We start from the raw sequence: 15747 nt of genomic DNA, 5'->3' as shown, positions 1-15747 counted from the left end.
CGGGGCCTTTTTGTTTTTTCGGAGTGTGTGCACATGAGTGCTCAACGTAAGGCCCGTGACGACGACAAGCGTCTGGGCCGGTTCTACTTTGCGGTGCCCGCGTCGGCACCGCGCAATCCCGTGGTGGCCGCGATGGCCCACCGCGAATCCAGCCAGGGCGCGGGCCGCCACCTGCGCACCCACCGCGCCGAGCGGCGCGCGCAGAAGGTGGCGCTGCAGAAGGCCGCGCGCGACATCGGACGGAGGGCCGACGATGCGTGACGACATGGACAAGGTGATCGTCGAGCGTCCGCGCGGCGGCTGGCGCGTGCAGGGCGATGGCCGCCCGTGGCGCAACAGCCCCGAGCGCGGTTCGCACCTGGGCATGAAGCGCGGCCTGCAGCATCCGAAGTGGCTGAGCGAAAACCTCCAGCCGCTCAAGCGCTGGCTGCACAAGCAGGTGCACCGGCCGTGGGACAAGGTGTACGCCGAGCTGTGCGCGGGCATCGATCGCCGCAGCACGGTGCAGGCGCACATCTTCCTGCACGTCGACGACTTCGTGGCGCGCGACGCGGTGCTGTGCGACGGCGAGGTGCGGGTGCGGCCTCACCGCTGGGGAACCCGCGACGGCGTGCCGCTGCACGAAGCGCCGGGCGTCGAGCTGTTCGTGCATCCGGTCACCGGCATCCTGCTGCCGAACCGGCGCCTGCGCGAAGCGCGCGCGGCGCGTCGTGTGGACCGGGCCGCGCGGCGCGGCGACACGCCGCATGCGGTCTACCACGTGATCGACGAGACGACGCAGTGGCACTGCGTCGAGGGCTGCTGGTTCGAGGTCGTGCTGGCGAAGTTTCCCGAGCGCGCAGGCACGGCACAGCCGGAGCCCAGGTGCTACGACGTGTTGCGCCGCTGCATGGTCACGCGCTGCGGTGCGGCGCGACGTTCAGCGCCGGGCCTGCCCACGCACTTCGACATGTACGGGCGTCATGACGTGTATGCCGTCGCCAAGCGCCAGCTGAGCCGGCGCGAGGTGAGGGCGCGGTTGGGCAATGCAGCCTGAGCATCGCGTGGGCGGCCATTCGCGCGATGATCGGGCGCACTGACATCACCTGCCCCTGAAGGAGCGCGCCATGACCCTCGCTGCATCATCGAACTGGTTCGTCTGGGCGATCCTGTCGGCCGTCTTCGCCGCGATGACGGCCATCCTCGCCAAGCTGGGCCTGGCCGGCGTCGATGCCGACATGGCGACGCTGGTGCGCACCGTGGTGATCCTCGTCGTGCTCGCGGCCTTCGTGAAGGCCACGGGCAAGTGGAGCAATCCCTTCGAACTGTCGCCGCGCACCTGGGCCTTTCTCGTGCTGTCGGGGCTGGCAACCGGCGCGTCGTGGGTCTGCTACTTCCGCGCGCTCAAGATGGGGAATGCCTCGCAGGTCGCGCCGGTCGACAAGCTCAGCGTGGTGCTCGTGGTGCTGTTCGCCGTGATGTTCCTCGGCGAGCGCCCGTCCGTGCGCGAGTGGGGCGGCGTGGCGATGATCGCGGGCGGGGTGTTGATGCTGGCGATCAAGCGCTAGGCGGCGCCGTCGGGCGCACCAGCGCCTTGGCTCTTGGCAACACCCAGAACGCCAGCGTCCCCGCCGCCAGCATCCCGCTCACCGTAAGGAACACCGCGCGAAACGGCTCGCTGCCCTGGGCCACGGCCCAGGAGGCGGCGACGCCGGTGGTCCATTGCATCAGCGAGACGCCCAGGAACATCGCCATGTTGAGCAGCGCCATCGCGCGGCCGGTCACTGCCGCCGGGTAGGCGTTCTTGGTGTACGCGTACAGCAGCACGCTGTAGCCCGACAGCATGCCGTAGACGATCGGCAGGCCGATGTCGATGGCGCGCGATTGGGTGAGGGCCATGGCGGCGAACATCGCCGCGCCGGCGAAGGCGCAGCGCATCATCCAGCGCGTGCGGCGCGCGCCGCCGGGGTCGAGGCGGCCGAACAGCATGGGGCTGGCCATGCCGGCGACGGTCATCACCAGCGCCACGTTCCCGCTGGCCACGAGCGAGAGGCCGTGGCGGTCGTGCAGCACGGGGCCCAGCCACAGGCCGCGCAGCGTGATGAAGGCGGCATACGACACGCAGGCGAAGCACAGCAGCCCGAGCGTGTGCGGCATGGCGAACAGCGGCAGCAGGTCGCGCACGGCCTGGCGCAGCGACTGGCGTTCGGGCGCGGGGTCGTCCGATGCGATCGTTGTTGTCGTCGTGCGCGCGGGCTCGTGCACGCGCCAGAAGATGACGATCCACGAGAGCACGGCGAAGGCGGTCAGCGCGGCATAGCCGGCGCGCCACGAGGCGGCTTCGATCAGCAGCGCCAGTGGCGTGCCGGTGAACAGGATGCCCATGCCCGCGAGGCTCATCACCAGCCCCGACATGGCGGTGAAGCGCGCGGCGTCGAAGTGCCGCGCGATGAACACGGTGCAGGCCAGGAAGGCCGGCGCGCAGCCCACGCCGATCAGCGCCTGCCCCAGCAGCAGCGCACCGAAGCCCGGCGCCACGGTGCACAGCGCGGCGCCCGCGATGGCGAGCGGAAAGGCGGTGAGCACGGTGCGGCGCACGCCGAAGTGGTCGATCGACACGCCCATCGCGAGCTGCATGATGCCGAAGGTGAAATGGAAGGTGCCGGCCCAGGTGCCCAGCGCCTGCGGCGTGAGGCCGAAGTGCTGCGTGAGCGGCGTGGCCATCATGGCGCCGACGGTGCGAAAGGCCTGGCTCAGCGCGAAGGCGGTGGCCAGTGCGACCAGCATGGCCGCGGCCGAGGTCGACCCGCGGGTCGGGGGCGGCGAAGCCGCGTGCTTGTTCATCGAAAGAAACGGAGACCGGAGAGAGAAGAGGGCGGCGTCGATGCTACCGGCATGTCGCGCCCCATGCAGAACGGCGCCCGAGGGCGCCGTTCGTTGCGTGTCTCCGAGGCGTCAGCGCCGGCGGTGGCCGGCACTGCGCAAGGCGCGCGTCAGGCCGCGGCCTTGACCTTCAGGCGCCAGGCGTGCAGCAGCGGCTCGGTGTAGCCGCTGGGCTGCTCGATGCCCTTGAACACGAGGTCTTGCGCGGCCTTGTAGGCGGGGGAGGTGTCGAAGTGGCCGGCCATCGGCTGGTACAGCGCGTCGCCGGCGTTCTGCTCGTCGACCACCTTGGCCATGCGCTGGAAGGCCTCGTCGACCTGCGCCTTCGTGACCACGCCATGCAGCAGCCAGTTGGCGATGTGCTGGCTCGAGATGCGCAGCGTGGCGCGGTCTTCCATGAGGCCGACGTTGTGGATATCGGGCACCTTCGAGCAGCCCACGCCCTGGTCGACCCAGCGCACCACGTAGCCCAGGATGCCCTGCACGTTGTTGTCGATCTCCTGCTGCTTCTCGGCGTCGGTCCACTTGGCCTGCGCAGCGATCGGCACCTGCAGCAGCGCGTTCAGGATGTTCTCGCGCTCGCCGTCGGCGTCGATCTTCTCGAGCTCTTGCTGCACGGCGGTCACGCTGACCTGGTGGTAGTGCAGCGCGTGCAGCGTGGCGGCGGTGGGGGAGGGCACCCAGGCGGTGTTGGCGCCGGCCTTGGGGTGGGCGATCTTCTGCTCGAGCATGGCGGCCATCAGGTCGGGCATGGCCCACATGCCCTTGCCGATCTGCGCCTTGCCGCGCAGGCCGCAGTTCAGGCCGACGAGCACGTTGTTCTTCTCATAGGCGCCGATCCAGGCGCTGGACTTCATGTCGCCCTTGCGGATCATCGGGCCGCCCTGCATGGCGGTGTGCATCTCGTCGCCGGTGCGGTCCAGGAAGCCGGTGTTGATGAAGGCCACGCGCGCGGCGGCCTCGGCGATGCAGGCCTGCAGGTTCACGCTGGTGCGGCGCTCCTCGTCCATGATGCCGAGCTTGACGGTGTTGGCGGGCAGGCCGAGCAGCTGCTCGACGCGGCCGAACAGCTCGCTGGCGAAGGCCACTTCGGCCGGGCCGTGCATCTTGGGCTTGACGATGTAGATGCTGCCGGTGCGCGAGTTGCCCTTGCGCTTGAGGTCGATCATGGCGATGGTGGTGGTGACCACGGCGTCCAGGATGCCTTCGGGGATTTCCTTGCCGCCTTCGTACAGGATGGCCGGGTTGGTCATCAGGTGGCCCACGTTGCGCAGGAACATGAGCGAGCGGCCGTGCAGCTTCAGCGGCTGGCCGTTGGCGCCCGTGTACTCGCGGTCGGCATTCAGGCCGCGCGTGAAGGTCTTGCCGCCCTTGGCGACTTCTTCGGTCAGCGTGCCCTGCACGATGCCCAGCCAGTTCGCGTACGCGACGACCTTGTCGGCCGCGTCGACCACGGCCACCGAGTCTTCCAGGTCGAGGATGGTGGAGAGCGCGGCTTCGAGCACCAGGTCGCTCACGCCGGCCGCATCGCTCTTGCCGATGGCGGTGCTGCGGTCGATGCGGATGTCCAGGTGGATGCCGTTGTGCTTGAGCAGCACCGACGACGGCGCGGTGGCGTCGCCCTGGTAGCCGACGAACTGCGACGCATCGGCCAGGCCGGTGGTGCTGCCCTGCAGCGCGACGACCAGCTGGCCGTCCTTCACGCTGTAGCCGGTGGCGTTCTTGTGCGAACCGTTGGCCAGCGGGGCGGCCTGGTCGAGCACGTTGCGCGCGAACTCGATGACCTTGGCGCCGCGCACGGGGTTGTAGCCCTTGCCCTTTTCGGCGCCGCCGGTTTCGGGGATGGCGTCGGTGCCGTACAGCGCGTCGTACAGCGAACCCCAGCGCGCGTTGGCGGCGTTCAGGGCGTAGCGCGCGTTCAGGATCGGCACCACCAGCTGCGGGCCGGCCTGCAGCGCGAGTTCGGAGTCGACGTTGGCCGTGGTGGCCTTCACGCCCTTGGGCTGCGGCAGCAGATAGCCGATCTTTTCCAGGAAGGCGCGGTAGGCCGGCATGTCGGCGATCGGGCCGGGGTTCTTCTTGTGCCAGGCGTCGAGTTCGCTTTGCAGGCGGTCGCGCTCGGCCAGCAGGGCGACGTTCTTGGGCGCCAGGTCATGGACGATGGCGTCGAAGCCCTTCCAGAACACGTCGCTGGCCACGCCGCTGGCGGGCAGGACCTTCTCTTCGACGAAGCGGTGCAGTTCGGTCGCGACCTGGAGTCGGTGGGCGGTGGTGCGGTCGGTCATGTGTTTCTCCTTGGGGAACGCAATGCAAAAAACAGGAAATCGGGGGGGGCGGCGCAGCAGTGGGGCGCACTTGCCCCAGGTGAAGCCATGGGAGAACTGTATTCGATACTTTGCGGGCCAGTAAGAGCCGAAAGTGAGATTTATCTGTGACAAAAATGAGGGTAATCGACCAGGGCCCCAGCGCCGCTTCAAAGGGTAGGCCCTGAGGCCGGCCCGGTGGCAGCTGTATATATTTAACTTCTTAAATAATCAGCTCCCGCCGCAATGATCCTCCTGGCTTCCAACGAAAACCCGCTCGGCATGCCCGAGTCGGCCCGCCGCGCCGCCGCCGCCGCCCTCGAAGGCGCGGGCAACTACCCCGACAGCAACGGCACCGCGCTCAAGCAGGCGCTGGCCGCGCGGCTCGACGTGCCGCCCGAGTGGCTCACGCTGGGCAGCGGGTCGAGCGAAATCCTCGAGCTCGCGGCGCAGGTCAGCCTCAAGCCGGGCGAGAACGTCGTCTATTCGCAGTACGGCTTCATCGTCTATGCGGCGGCCACGGCGCACGCCCACGCGCGCGCCACCGTCGTGCCTTCGCGCGACTTCGGCCACGACCTGGACGCGATGCGCGCCGCGATCGGCGACGACACGAAGCTGGTCTTCGTGGCCAACCCGAACAACCCGACTGGCACCTTCATCGATGCTGCGCCGCTGCGCGAGTTTCTGCAATCGGTGCCCGCGCACGTGACGGTGCTGCTCGACGAGGCCTACACCGAGTACCTGTCGCCCGCGCAGCGCTACGACAGCGTCGAATGGGTGCGCCGCCTGCCCAACCTGATCGTGGCGCGCACCTTCTCCAAGGCCTTCGGCCTGGCGGGGCTGCGCATCGGCTACGGCGTGTCGCAGCCGGCGCTCACGGCGCGCATGAACGCGCACCGTCCGCGCTTCAACGTGACGACGCCGGCCCAGGCCGCGGCCGTGGCGGCGCTGGGCGACGCAGACTTCCTGGCGCGCACCTACGAACTCAACACCGCCGGGCGCGAACAGCTCGCCGCGGGCTTCGCCGCGCTGGGCCTGACGCACGTGCCGTCGTCGGGCAACTTCGTGATGGTGCAGGTCGGCGATGCGCCGGCCGTGCACGCGCGCCTGCTGGCCGCCGGCATCGAGGTCTCGCTGCTCGGCCCCTACGGCTTGCCGCAGTGGCTGCGCGTGAGTGTCGGCCTGCCGGCGCAGAACGAGGCGCTGCTGGCCGCGCTGCGCTGACGGCTACACGCACAGAGCACACCGAAGAACAACCACCCCGAGGAGACCGCCCCATGCAACGCCGCCAGTTCGCAGCGCAGGCCGCTGCCGTCATCACCGCCACGGCCTTCGCGCCGATGGCGTTCGCGCAGGAGCGCACGGTGCGCATCCTGATCGGCTTTCCGCCGGGCGGGTCGGCCGATGTGGTCGCGCGGATCCTGGCCGACAAGATGCGCGTGTCGCTCGGACAGAACGTCATCGTCGACAACAAGCCCGGCGCGGCCGGCCGGCTGGCGCTGGCCGAGCTCAAGCGCTCGCCGCCGGACGGCAGCGTGCTCATCTTCTCGCCCAGTGGCGCGATGGTGATCCACCCGTGGCTGTATTCGAACCTCGGCTACGACACGGTGAAGGACTTCACGCCGATCGCGCTCGGCAGCACCTTCGACTTCGCGGTCACGGCCGGGCCGGGTGCGCCGGCGGGCGACCTGAAGACGGTGCTGGCCTGGATGAAGGCCAACCCGGGCAAGGCCAACTACGCGACCTCGGGCGCCGGCACGGTGCCGCACTTCGCGGGCCAGCTGCTGGCGCAGGCCTCGGGCGTGCCGATGACGCACGTCGCCTACCGCGGCGGCGCGCCGGCCGCGCAGGACCTCATCGGCGGACAGGTGCCGCTGATGGTGGACACCGCCTCGGAAACCATCGAGCACCACCGCGCGGGCAAGGTCCGCATCCTCGCGGTGACGGGCGAAAAGCGCAGCCGCGCGCTGCCCGATGTGCCGACGCTGAAGGAAGCGGGCATCAACGTGACGGCCGATGCCTTCTTCGGGCTGTATGGCCCGCCGGGCATGTCGCCCGAGCTGGTCGCGCGCATCGACAAGGCCGTGGCCGACGCGCTGCGCATGCCCGATGTGCAGGAAAAGATCTACGCGCTGGGCCTCGTGCCGGCGCATGCGGGGCCGGCGGAGCTGGCGACCATCCAGGCGACGCACCTGAAGCGGTGGGAACTGCCGATCAAAAATTCCGGCTTCAAGGCGGAATCCTGATCCTCAGACCTGCCCGCTGAGCGCCTTCGCCGCCGCGCGCACGGGCTCGATGTAGCCCGCGTCGTAGCGGTGCGTCGGCATCGTCAGCGTGACCGCCGCGGCCAGGCCGCCATCCGCATGGAACACCGGCGCCGAGATGCCCGCCAGCTCGGCCGTGCGGTCGCCCACCAGCGCGCAATAGCCTTGTGCACGGATCGCGTCGTACAGCTTGCGCTCCTTGGCGCCGCGCGGCCGCTCGGCCTCGGGTCCGAAGGCGATCAGCACGCGCGCGCCCGCGCCCCGGTCGTTGGGCAGCAGGTCGCCCGCGCGCACGTGGTCGCGCACGACGTGCGAGGAGTCGACGCGGAACTGGCACAGCCGCACCCAGCTGTCGCCCTGGTCCTGCCGCACGTGGTACGCCGCGCTCTCGCCGGTGGCGGCGGCGAGCGTGCGCAACACCGGCAGCACGAGGCGGTCGAGCGACTGCGACGCGGCGTACAGCCCGTGCAGCCGCGCGATCTCCAGCCCCAGCGCATAGCGCCCGTCGTCCTGCCGGCGGATCAGCCGCGCATGTTCGAGCGAAGCCAGCAGCCGCAGCACCGTGCTCTTGTAGAGCTGCGTGCGCTCGGCGAACTGCGCCAGCGACAGCGCCTCGTCGCCGGGCCGGAAGGCCGACAGCAGGCTCAGCGCGCGGTCGACCGCGGCGGCGCCGCCGGGGGCGGCGTTGAGGTCGGACACCGATTCGGTCTGGGCTTTGCGGGGCATGGCGTGGCTTGACAGTCGGCGGGCTTGCCGATTTAATTCTGTTTAACAGAATATAGTTCTGCAAGATAGAACAGTCAAGAAAGCACCCGATGACCTCCCCCGACGTTCTCATCAGCGAGGTCGGTCCGCGCGACGGCCTGCAGTCCGTGAAGGCCACCATGCCCACGGCCGACAAGCTGCGCTGGATCGATGCGCTGCATGCCGCCGGCCTGCGCGAGATCGAGGTCGCCTCGTTCGTGCCCGCGAAGCTGTTGCCGCAGATGGCCGACGCCGCCGAGGTGGTGCGTCATGCCGTCACGCTGCCCGGCCTCGTGGTGATGGCGCTGGTGCCCAACCGCAAGGGCGCGCAGGCCGCGCTCGAGGCGGGCGTGCACAAGCTCACGATGCCGGTGTCGGCCAGCGTCGCGCATTCGCTGGCCAACGTGCGCAAGACGCCGACCGAGATGGTCGAGGAGGTGCGCGCCATCGCCGAACTGCGCGGTGCCCTCGCGCCGCAGGTGAAGCTCGAAGCCGGCATCTCCACCGCCTTCGGCTGCACGCTGCAGGGGCTGGTGCCGGAAGACGACGTGATCCGCCTGGCCGTGCAGTGCGTCGAGGCCGGCGCGCAGGAGGTCGGCCTGTCGGACACCGTGGGCTATGCCAACCCCGCGCAGGTGCGCCGCCTCTTCAAGCGGCTGCGTGCCGAACTCGGCGTGCACGCGGGCGCGGCCCACATGCACAACACGCGCGGCCTGGGCATTGCCAATTGCCTGGCCGCGTGGGACGAGGGCGTGCGCACCTTCGACGCCTCGCTCGGCGGCCTCGGCGGCTGCCCGTATGCGCCGGGTGCGTCGGGCAATGCGGTCACCGAAGACCTCGTCTTCATGTTCGAGGCCATGGGCGTGCGCACCGGCATCGACATCGACACACTCATCGCGGCGCGCGCGCCGCTCAAGGCCGGCCTGCCCGGCGAACCGGTCTACGGCATGACGCCCGAAGCCGGCCTGCCCAAGGGCTTTGTCCAGGAAAACACCTCTCATGTCTGAAGCCAATCCCTTGCCCTACGCGGGCGTGCGCGTCGTCGAGTTCACCCACATGGTCATGGGCCCGACCTGCGGCCTGCTGCTGGCCGACCTGGGTGCCGAGGTCATCAAGGTCGAGCCCATCGAAGGCGACAACACGCGCCGCCTGCTGGGCTCGGGCGCGGGCTTCTTCCCGACCTTCAACCGCAACAAGAAGAGCATCGCGCTCGACCTGAAGAAGCCCGAAGGCGTGGAGGCCGCGCTGCGCCTCATCGCCACCGCCGACATCGTGAGCGAGAACTTCAAGCCCGGCACGATGAAGAAGCTGGGGCTCGACCACGACACGCTCAGCAAGCTCAACCCGCGCCTCATCTACGTGAGCCACAAGGGCTTCCTGCCCGGCCCGTACGACCACCGCACCGCGCTCGACGAGGTGGTGCAGATGATGGGCGGCCTGGCCTACATGACCGGGCGCGCAGGCGATCCGCTGCGCGCGGGCACCAGCGTGAACGACATCATGGGCGGCATGTTCGGCGCCATCGGCGCGATGGCCGCGCTGCGTCAGCGCGAGCTCACCGGCAAGGGCTGCGAGGTGCAGTCGGCGCTGTTCGAGAACAACGTGTTCCTCGTCGCGCAGCACATGATGCAGTTCGCCGCCACCGGCAAGGCCGCCGACCCGATGCCCAGCCGCATCTCGGCCTGGGCCGTGTACGACGTGTTCACGGTGAAGGACGGCGAGCAGATCTTCCTGGCGGCCGTGAGCGACAAGCAGTGGGCCATCTTCTGCAAGGCCTTCGGCCTCGAGGAGATGCTGGCCGACCCGCGCCTGAAGACCAACAACGACCGCGTGCGCGCACGCGAGTGGATGATGCCGATCCTGCGCTCGCACCTCGCCAACCACAGCGCGGCCGAACTCAGCGCGGTGTTCGAGCAGAACGAGCTGCCCTTCGCTCCCATCACCAAGCCGCAGGAGCTGTTCGACGATCCGCACCTGAACGCCACCGGCGGCCTCGCGCCCGTGCGCATGAACGACGGCCACATGGCCAAGGTGCCGCTCGCGCCGTTCACGCTGGGCGGCGAACGCCCCGGCATCCGCCTGCAGCCGCCGCACATCGGCGAGCACAGCGCGGCGCTGCTGAAGGAAGTGGGCTACAGCGACGGCGACATCGCCGCGCTGCGGGCGCAGGGCGTCACGGCCGGCGACTGATCTTCGGTGGCGGGCGATATAGTTCCCGCGCCATGGACCGCCTCAAGCAGCTCGAATCCTTTGTCTCGGTCGCGACCCGCGGCAGCCTCACCGCGGCGGCCAAGGCGGAAGGCGTGGCGCCCGCGATCATGGGCCGTCGCATCGACGCGCTCGAAGAGCGCCTGGGTGTCAAGCTGCTGGTGCGCACCACGCGCCGCATCGCGCTCACGCACGAAGGCAGCGCGTTTCTCGAAGACTGCCAGCGCCTCCTGACCGAGTTCGCGAACGCCGAGGCCAGCGTGAGCGCCGGCGGCGTGAAGGCCAGCGGCCACCTGCGCGTGACCGCGCCGGCCGGCTTCGGCCGCCGCCACGTCGCGCCGCTGGTGCCGCGCTTTCATGCGCTGCATCCTGAGGTGACGATTTCGCTGAACCTCAGCGACCGCGTGGTCGACGTCACGGGCGAGAGCTTCGACTGCGCCGTGCGCGTGGGCGACCTGCCCGACTCGTCGCTGGTGAGCGTGCGCCTGGCCGACAACCGCCGCCGCTGCGTCGCCACGCCCGAGTTCCTGCGCCGCCACGGCGCGCCCAGGCACCCCGGCGAGCTGTCGCGCTTTGCCTGCCTCACGCTGTCGAGCGACGCCTCGCAGACGCGCGGCTGGGCCTTTCGCATTACCAGCGAGGAGGGCGTGCAGGAGCTCATCCACCTGCGCCCCAGCGGTCCGCTCGATTGTTCCGACGGCCAGGTGCTGCACGACTGGTGCCTGGCCGGCCACGGCATCGCCTGGCGCAGCACCTGGGAGGTCGAGGCCGAGATCGACGCCGGCCTGCTCGTTCCCCTGCTTGACGACTTCGCCGCGCCGCCCAACGGCATCTATGCGGTGTTCACAGGCACCAAGCACCTGCCGCTGCGCGTGCGACTGTGGCTTGATTTCCTCAAAGCGCAGTACGGGCAGCCGGAATTCTGGGGCGGGCGGTCCTGAAAGCGTGACCGGGCGGCACAATGCTTTTTGCATTTGCTTGCAACCCCGATGAAGAAAGTTTCCGATGACCCTCGAAGCCATCCTCGCCTACCTGCATCTGTTGGCCATCCTCACGATGGTCGTGTTCATCTCCAGTGAAGCCGCGCTGTGCCGCGTGCAATGGCTCAATGCCGCCGTGGTCGAGCGGCTGGCCAAGGTCGACATGGTCTATGGCATCGCCGCCATCGCGGTGCTGGCCACCGGCATCGCGCGCACCTGGTGGGGCGTGAAGGGCACGGCCTGGTACTGGACCAACCCGCTGCTGCACGTGAAGCTCACGCTGTTCATCATCGTGGGCGTGCTGTCGATCTTCCCGACGCTGACCTACTTCCGCTGGCGCAAGACGCTGCGCGCCACGGGCAAGCTGCCGGCGGAGGCCGACATCCTGAAGACGCGCAAGCTGGTGATGATCCAGGCGCACCTGATCGCGCTGATCCCGCTGGTGGCGGTGTTCCTGGCGCGCGGCTTCGGCAAGTAATCAATACAAAGACAAAAAGAAAAGGCCCGCATGAGCGGGCCCCTTCGGGAGTAACAAATGTCAGCGCCGCAGGGCGGCGCCGCGCCGGATCAGGCCTTGGCCGCGTCGGCTTCGCACTTCTTCATGAAGCTGTTCTTGGCGGCACCGGCCAGGGCCTTGCCGTTCTTGTCGAGGGCCTTGGCGGCGCAGGCGGGTCCGGCGGCGGCCTTGTTGCACTTCTTCATGAAGCTGTTCTTGGCGGCGCCGGCCAGGGGCTTGCCGTTCTTGTCGATGGCCTTGGCATCGCAGCTGGCGCCACCGGCGGGTGCGGCCGCGGCGGCAGGGGCTGCCGCAGGTGCGGCGGCGGCGGCAGGAGCCACGACCGGTGCGGGTGCCTTGTCCTGCGCGTAGGCGCTGAACGACAGGCAGGCGCCGAGCGCGACGGTGGAGGCGACCAGGGAAAGGAGCTTCTTCATGGTGGATATGTCCTTGCAAGGTTGGGTTGTGACAGACGCCCCGCCTCGGGGCCGACCATCCTAACGGGCGACATCGCCCATCGGATGACGATCGTTAACTGGGTCCGGGTTTGCCCCCGGTAAAATTCACAGATGCTATTGGTCAAACAGGAGCTGCTCGCGGCGCTCGCGAACACGCTCGAAACCCTCTCTCCCGGCGCCGGCGCCAAAGCCGCGTTCGAGTCGCCCAAGGTGGCGGCGCACGGCGATTTCGCCAGCACCGCTGCCATGCAGCTCGCCAAGCCGCTGGGGCGCAAGCCCCGCGAACTGGCCGAGGAACTGAGCGCTGCGCTGCTCGCCACCCCCGCTTTCGGCCAATGGGTCGAGGCGATCGAGATCGCCGGCCCCGGCTTCCTCAACATCCGCCTGAAGGCCGCCGCCAAGCAGCAGATCGTGCGCGAGGTGCTGGCCGCGGGCGAAACCTTCGGCCGCCAGCCCGCCACCGGCGAAAAGGTGCTGGTCGAGTTCGTGTCGGCCAACCCGACCGGTCCGCTGCACGTCGGCCACGGCCGCCAGGCCGCGCTGGGCGACGCCATCTGCAACCTGCAGGCCTCGCAGGGCCAGAGCGTGTGGCGCGAGTTCTATTACAACGACGCCGGCGTGCAGATCCAGACGCTGGCCCACAGCACGCAGCTGCGCGCCAAGGGCTTCAAGCCCGGCGACCCCGAGTGGCCCAGCGGCGAAAAGGCCCCGGCCTACAACGGCGACTACATCGCCGACATCGCCGAGGACTTCAAGGCGAAGAAGACCGTCAAGTCGGACGACCGCGAGTACACCGCCAGCGGCGACATCGACGACCTGGACAGCATCCGCGAATTCGCCGTGGCCTACCTGCGCCGCGAGCAGGACCTCGATCTGCAGGCCTTCCGCGTGCGCTTCGACAACTACTACCTCGAGTCCAGCCTCTACACCAGCGGCCGCGTCGAGGCGGCCGTGGCCAAGCTCGTGGCCGCCGGCAAGACCTACGAACAAGACGGCGCGCTGTGGCTGAAGTCGACCGACTACGGCGACGACAAAGACCGCGTGATGAAGAAGCAGGACGGCACGTACACGTACTTCGTGCCCGACGTCGCGTACCACATCGCCAAATGGGAGCGCGGTTTCCACAAGGTCGTGAACATCCAGGGCACCGACCACCACGGCACCATCGCGCGCGTGCGCGCCGGCCTGCAGGCCGCGGGCGAAGGCATTCCCGAGGGCTACCCCGACTACGTGCTGCACACCATGGTGCGCGTCATGAAGGGCGGCGAAGAGGTCAAGATCAGCAAGCGCGCCGGCAGCTACGTCACGCTGCGCGACCTGATCGAGTGGACCAGCACCGATGCCGTGCGCTTCTTCCTGCTCAGCCGCAAGCCCGACACCGAATACACCTTCGACGTCGACCTGGCGGTCACCAAGAACAACGACAACCCCGTGTACTACGTGCAGTACGCCCACGCGCGCATCTGCTCGGTGCTCGCGGCCTGGGGCGGCGACGTGGCGGCGCTCAAGGCGGTCGACCTGTCGCCGCTGGACAGCCCGGCGGCCCAGGCGCTGATGCTGCTGCTGGCCAAGTACCCGGCCATGCTGACGGCGGCGGCGAAGGATTTCGCCCCGCACGACGTGACTTTCTACCTGCGGGAACTCGCGGCCAGCTACCACAGCTACTACGATGCCGAGCGCATCCTGGTGGACGAAGAGCCGGTCAAGCTGGCGCGTCTCGCACTCGTCGCAGCGGCCGCGCAGGTGCTGCACAATGGCCTCGCGATCCTCGGCGTCAGTGCGCCGAACAAGATGTGAATCACCCTCTGAACATGAAGAAGACAAGCAGACAACGCGGCAACATCGTCATCGGGCTGATCATCGGCCTGGTGCTCGGTCTGGGCGTCGCCCTGGGCATCGCGGTCTACGTCACCAAGGTGCCGATCCCGTTCGTCAACAAGACGCAACGCGGCGGTGCCGAGCAGGACGAAGCCGAAGCCCGCAAGAACCGCGACTGGGACCCGAACGCACCGCTGGCCGGCAAGGCCGGCGCGCCCAAGCCGGCGGCCACGCCACCGGCCGCCACGGCCACCGGTCCGGTGAACCCGATCACCGGCGCCCCCGTCACCGCGGCACCGGGCACGGCGCCCACCACCGTCACCCCGCCGGTCACTGCCCCCGCCCCCGTGGTGGTGGCGCCCAAGCCGGCGCGTCCCGCACCGGTGCCGGCCGAAGCCAACGCGCTGCCGCCGTCGAACGATCCGCTGGGCGACCTCGCCCGGGCCCGCGCAGGCGGCAGCACGACCACCGCGTCCGCTGCGCCAAGCCACACGGCCGCCGCACCGTCGCCGTCGGGTGCCGATCCCTTCATGTACTTCGTGCAGGCCGGCGCCTTCCGCACCACCGACGACGCCGAGGCGCAACGCGCCAAGCTGTCGCTGATGGGCGTCGAGGCCAAGGTCACCGAGCGCGAGCAGGCCGGTCGCACGGTCTACCGCGTGCGCGCCGGCCCGTTCAACAAGAAGGACGACGCCGACCGGCTCAAGGAACGGCTCGACGGCGGCGGTCTCGAATCGGCGTTGGTGCGCGTGCAGCGCTGACCGACGCTTTTCTTGAACAGCCTTTAAGCTCTCGCCCGCGCGGCATCTGCCGCACTCGTTTGTCAATTCCAGCGCCTCGGTCGCGCCGCCCACGGGGAACTCCCGGCGGCGCGCCGGCTCTGTACTGCGGTACCCACAGGAGAACCTTTTCCATGAAACGTCGTGACTTTTCGCTGGCCGCCACTTCGATCGGGCTGCTTTCGCTGGCTGCCGTTCCGGCACACGCCCAGCGCGCCCCCAAGGCCGGCACCGATTTCCTCGTGCTCGACAAGCGCGTGCCCGTCGATGCATCCGCCGGCAAGGTCGAGGTGGTCGAGTTCTTCTCGTACAACTGCCCGCATTGCAACGACTTCGAACCCTCGCTCGAAGCCTGGGTCAAGGCAGCCCCGAAGGAAGTGGCGTTCCGCCGCATCCCGGTGCCTTTCGTGGGCAACGACGTCGAAGCCAAGCAGCGCCTGTACTTCACGCTCGAAGCCATGGGCAAGCTGGAGGAATACCACCCGAAGGTGTTCGCCGCGATCCACGCGCAGCGTCAGAACCTGAACGGCGAAGCCAACATCCAGGCCTGGGCCGAGCGTGCCGGCCTCGACGGCGCCAAGTTCAAGGAAACATTTGCGTCCTTCGGCGTGGCCAGCAAGGCCCGTCGCGCGTCGCAGCAGACCGAGGCCTACAAGGTCGCCGGCGTGCCGGCCCTGGCCGTGGCAGGCCGCTGGTATGTCGACGGCGAAACCGCCGGCAGCATGGCCAAGGTGCTGCAGGTTGCGACTTTCCTGATCGGCGAAGCCAAGAAGGGCTGACCGACCCGGCGACCTGTCGACCTGGTTTTTGGGTCGAATGCAAGGCCCGCTTCGGC

General features: G+C 69.1%; 15 protein-coding genes and 1 pseudogene. 12 read left to right on the top strand and 4 right to left on the bottom strand.

The window, feature by feature from the left end; genetic code table 11:
* The first annotated feature begins 33 nt into the window (after positions 1 to 33).
* The 3 genes from AC07Q9_RS22015 to AC07Q9_RS22005 all read left to right on the top strand — a co-directional run bounded on the left by AC07Q9_RS22015 (position 34) and on the right by AC07Q9_RS22005 (position 1547).
* Entirely contained in the window at positions 34 to 261 is a 228-nt protein-coding gene (locus tag AC07Q9_RS22015) for a hypothetical protein (RefSeq protein WP_495311788.1), read from the top strand.
* Positions 254 to 1036: a hypothetical protein gene (locus AC07Q9_RS22010; RefSeq protein WP_495311787.1), complete on the top strand. Its 783-nt coding sequence runs from the start codon at positions 254 to 256 to the stop codon at positions 1034 to 1036. Before AC07Q9_RS22015 ends, AC07Q9_RS22010 begins: the two co-directional genes overlap by 8 nt.
* 70 nt (positions 1037 to 1106) lie before the next feature.
* Positions 1107 to 1547 (top strand): EamA family transporter, encoded by a 441-nt coding sequence (locus AC07Q9_RS22005; protein WP_489059982.1) that lies wholly within the window; start codon positions 1107 to 1109, stop codon positions 1545 to 1547.
* Here AC07Q9_RS22005 and AC07Q9_RS22000 read toward each other — a convergent pair.
* Positions 1537 to 2823 carry an MFS transporter gene (locus AC07Q9_RS22000; RefSeq protein ID WP_495311786.1) on the bottom strand — a complete coding sequence of 429 codons (1287 nt, stop codon included), beginning with the start codon at positions 2821 to 2823 and terminating at the stop codon, positions 1537 to 1539. The genes AC07Q9_RS22005 and AC07Q9_RS22000 overlap by 11 nt on opposite strands.
* Positions 2824 to 2972: 149 nt before the next feature.
* Positions 2973 to 5147: a malate synthase G gene (locus AC07Q9_RS21995; protein ID WP_495311785.1), complete on the bottom strand. Its 2175-nt coding sequence runs from the start codon at positions 5145 to 5147 to the stop codon at positions 2973 to 2975.
* A 258-nt stretch (positions 5148 to 5405) separates the two neighbouring features.
* On the opposite strand from AC07Q9_RS21995, the pseudogene hisC reads away from it, so the two are divergent.
* Positions 5406 to 6389: pseudogene (hisC, locus tag AC07Q9_RS21990) on the top strand (histidinol-phosphate transaminase); the annotation flags it as partial.
* Between the two features lie 53 nt (positions 6390 to 6442).
* A complete protein-coding gene (locus AC07Q9_RS21985; protein WP_495311784.1) occupies positions 6443 to 7411 on the top strand; it encodes a Bug family tripartite tricarboxylate transporter substrate binding protein in 969 nt (322 codons plus the stop codon).
* 3 nt (positions 7412 to 7414) lie between these two features.
* Here the strand turns inward: AC07Q9_RS21985 and AC07Q9_RS21980 are convergent, their stop codons facing one another.
* Complete coding sequence (locus AC07Q9_RS21980) at positions 7415 to 8155, bottom strand: IclR family transcriptional regulator (RefSeq protein ID WP_495311783.1); 741 nt, start codon at positions 8153 to 8155, stop codon at positions 7415 to 7417.
* An 89-nt stretch (positions 8156 to 8244) separates the two neighbouring features.
* On the opposite strand from AC07Q9_RS21980, the gene AC07Q9_RS21975 reads away from it, so the two are divergent.
* The 4 genes from AC07Q9_RS21975 (at position 8245) to AC07Q9_RS21960 (ending at position 11839) form a co-directional block, all read left to right on the top strand.
* A complete protein-coding gene (locus AC07Q9_RS21975; RefSeq protein ID WP_495311782.1) occupies positions 8245 to 9180 on the top strand; it encodes a hydroxymethylglutaryl-CoA lyase in 936 nt (311 codons plus the stop codon).
* Positions 9173 to 10363: a CaiB/BaiF CoA transferase family protein gene (locus tag AC07Q9_RS21970; RefSeq protein ID WP_495311781.1), complete on the top strand. Its 1191-nt coding sequence runs from the start codon at positions 9173 to 9175 to the stop codon at positions 10361 to 10363. Before AC07Q9_RS21975 ends, AC07Q9_RS21970 begins: the two co-directional genes overlap by 8 nt.
* A 32-nt stretch (positions 10364 to 10395) precedes the next feature.
* A complete protein-coding gene (locus AC07Q9_RS21965) occupies positions 10396 to 11322 on the top strand; it encodes a LysR family transcriptional regulator (RefSeq protein ID WP_489059970.1) in 927 nt (308 codons plus the stop codon).
* A gap of 64 nt (positions 11323 to 11386) precedes the next feature.
* The gene (locus AC07Q9_RS21960) at positions 11387 to 11839 is read left to right on the top strand and encodes a DUF2214 family protein (protein ID WP_056584391.1); all 453 of its coding nucleotides are present in this window, start codon (positions 11387 to 11389) and stop codon (positions 11837 to 11839) included.
* Positions 11840 to 11928: 89 nt separating this feature from the next.
* On the opposite strand, the gene AC07Q9_RS21955 is transcribed toward AC07Q9_RS21960, so the two are convergent.
* Positions 11929 to 12294, bottom strand: coding sequence for a hypothetical protein (locus tag AC07Q9_RS21955; protein ID WP_139702177.1), 366 nt, complete (start codon positions 12292 to 12294; stop codon positions 11929 to 11931).
* A gap of 132 nt (positions 12295 to 12426) precedes the next feature.
* On the opposite strand from AC07Q9_RS21955, the gene argS reads away from it, so the two are divergent.
* The 3 genes from argS to AC07Q9_RS21940 all read left to right on the top strand — a co-directional run bounded on the left by argS (position 12427) and on the right by AC07Q9_RS21940 (position 15691).
* Positions 12427 to 14112: an arginine--tRNA ligase gene (argS, locus tag AC07Q9_RS21950; RefSeq protein WP_495311780.1), complete on the top strand. Its 1686-nt coding sequence runs from the start codon at positions 12427 to 12429 to the stop codon at positions 14110 to 14112.
* 14 nt (positions 14113 to 14126) lie between these two features.
* The gene (locus tag AC07Q9_RS21945; protein ID WP_159278746.1) at positions 14127 to 14894 is read left to right on the top strand and encodes an SPOR domain-containing protein; all 768 of its coding nucleotides are present in this window, start codon (positions 14127 to 14129) and stop codon (positions 14892 to 14894) included.
* 152 nt (positions 14895 to 15046) lie between these two features.
* Entirely contained in the window at positions 15047 to 15691 is a 645-nt protein-coding gene (locus tag AC07Q9_RS21940; protein WP_489059965.1) for a thiol:disulfide interchange protein DsbA/DsbL, read from the top strand.
* The last annotated feature ends 56 nt before the right edge of the window (positions 15692 to 15747 follow it).

Source organism: Variovorax sp. GW821-FHT09A10 (assembly GCF_059418385.1).
This window is presented reverse-complemented; position numbering and strand designations above follow the sequence as displayed.

Coding starts and splice junctions, on each gene's coding strand:
- argS (WP_495311780.1), top strand. CDS start 12,427: ATGCTATTGGTCAAACAGGAGCTGCTCGCGGCGCTCGCGAACACGCTC.
- AC07Q9_RS21955 (WP_139702177.1), bottom strand. CDS start 12,294: ATGAAGAAGCTCCTTTCCCTGGTCGCCTCCACCGTCGCGCTCGGCGCC.
- AC07Q9_RS21995 (WP_495311785.1), bottom strand. CDS start 5,147: ATGACCGACCGCACCACCGCCCACCGACTCCAGGTCGCGACCGAACTG.
- AC07Q9_RS22005 (WP_489059982.1), top strand. CDS start 1,107: ATGACCCTCGCTGCATCATCGAACTGGTTCGTCTGGGCGATCCTGTCG.
- AC07Q9_RS22015 (WP_495311788.1), top strand. CDS start 34: ATGAGTGCTCAACGTAAGGCCCGTGACGACGACAAGCGTCTGGGCCGG.
- AC07Q9_RS21970 (WP_495311781.1), top strand. CDS start 9,173: ATGTCTGAAGCCAATCCCTTGCCCTACGCGGGCGTGCGCGTCGTCGAG.
- AC07Q9_RS21945 (WP_159278746.1), top strand. CDS start 14,127: ATGAAGAAGACAAGCAGACAACGCGGCAACATCGTCATCGGGCTGATC.
- AC07Q9_RS21960 (WP_056584391.1), top strand. CDS start 11,387: ATGACCCTCGAAGCCATCCTCGCCTACCTGCATCTGTTGGCCATCCTC.
- AC07Q9_RS21965 (WP_489059970.1), top strand. CDS start 10,396: ATGGACCGCCTCAAGCAGCTCGAATCCTTTGTCTCGGTCGCGACCCGC.
- AC07Q9_RS21985 (WP_495311784.1), top strand. CDS start 6,443: ATGCAACGCCGCCAGTTCGCAGCGCAGGCCGCTGCCGTCATCACCGCC.
- AC07Q9_RS21940 (WP_489059965.1), top strand. CDS start 15,047: ATGAAACGTCGTGACTTTTCGCTGGCCGCCACTTCGATCGGGCTGCTT.
- AC07Q9_RS22000 (WP_495311786.1), bottom strand. CDS start 2,823: ATGAACAAGCACGCGGCTTCGCCGCCCCCGACCCGCGGGTCGACCTCG.
- AC07Q9_RS22010 (WP_495311787.1), top strand. CDS start 254: ATGCGTGACGACATGGACAAGGTGATCGTCGAGCGTCCGCGCGGCGGC.
- AC07Q9_RS21975 (WP_495311782.1), top strand. CDS start 8,245: ATGACCTCCCCCGACGTTCTCATCAGCGAGGTCGGTCCGCGCGACGGC.
- AC07Q9_RS21980 (WP_495311783.1), bottom strand. CDS start 8,155: ATGCCCCGCAAAGCCCAGACCGAATCGGTGTCCGACCTCAACGCCGCC.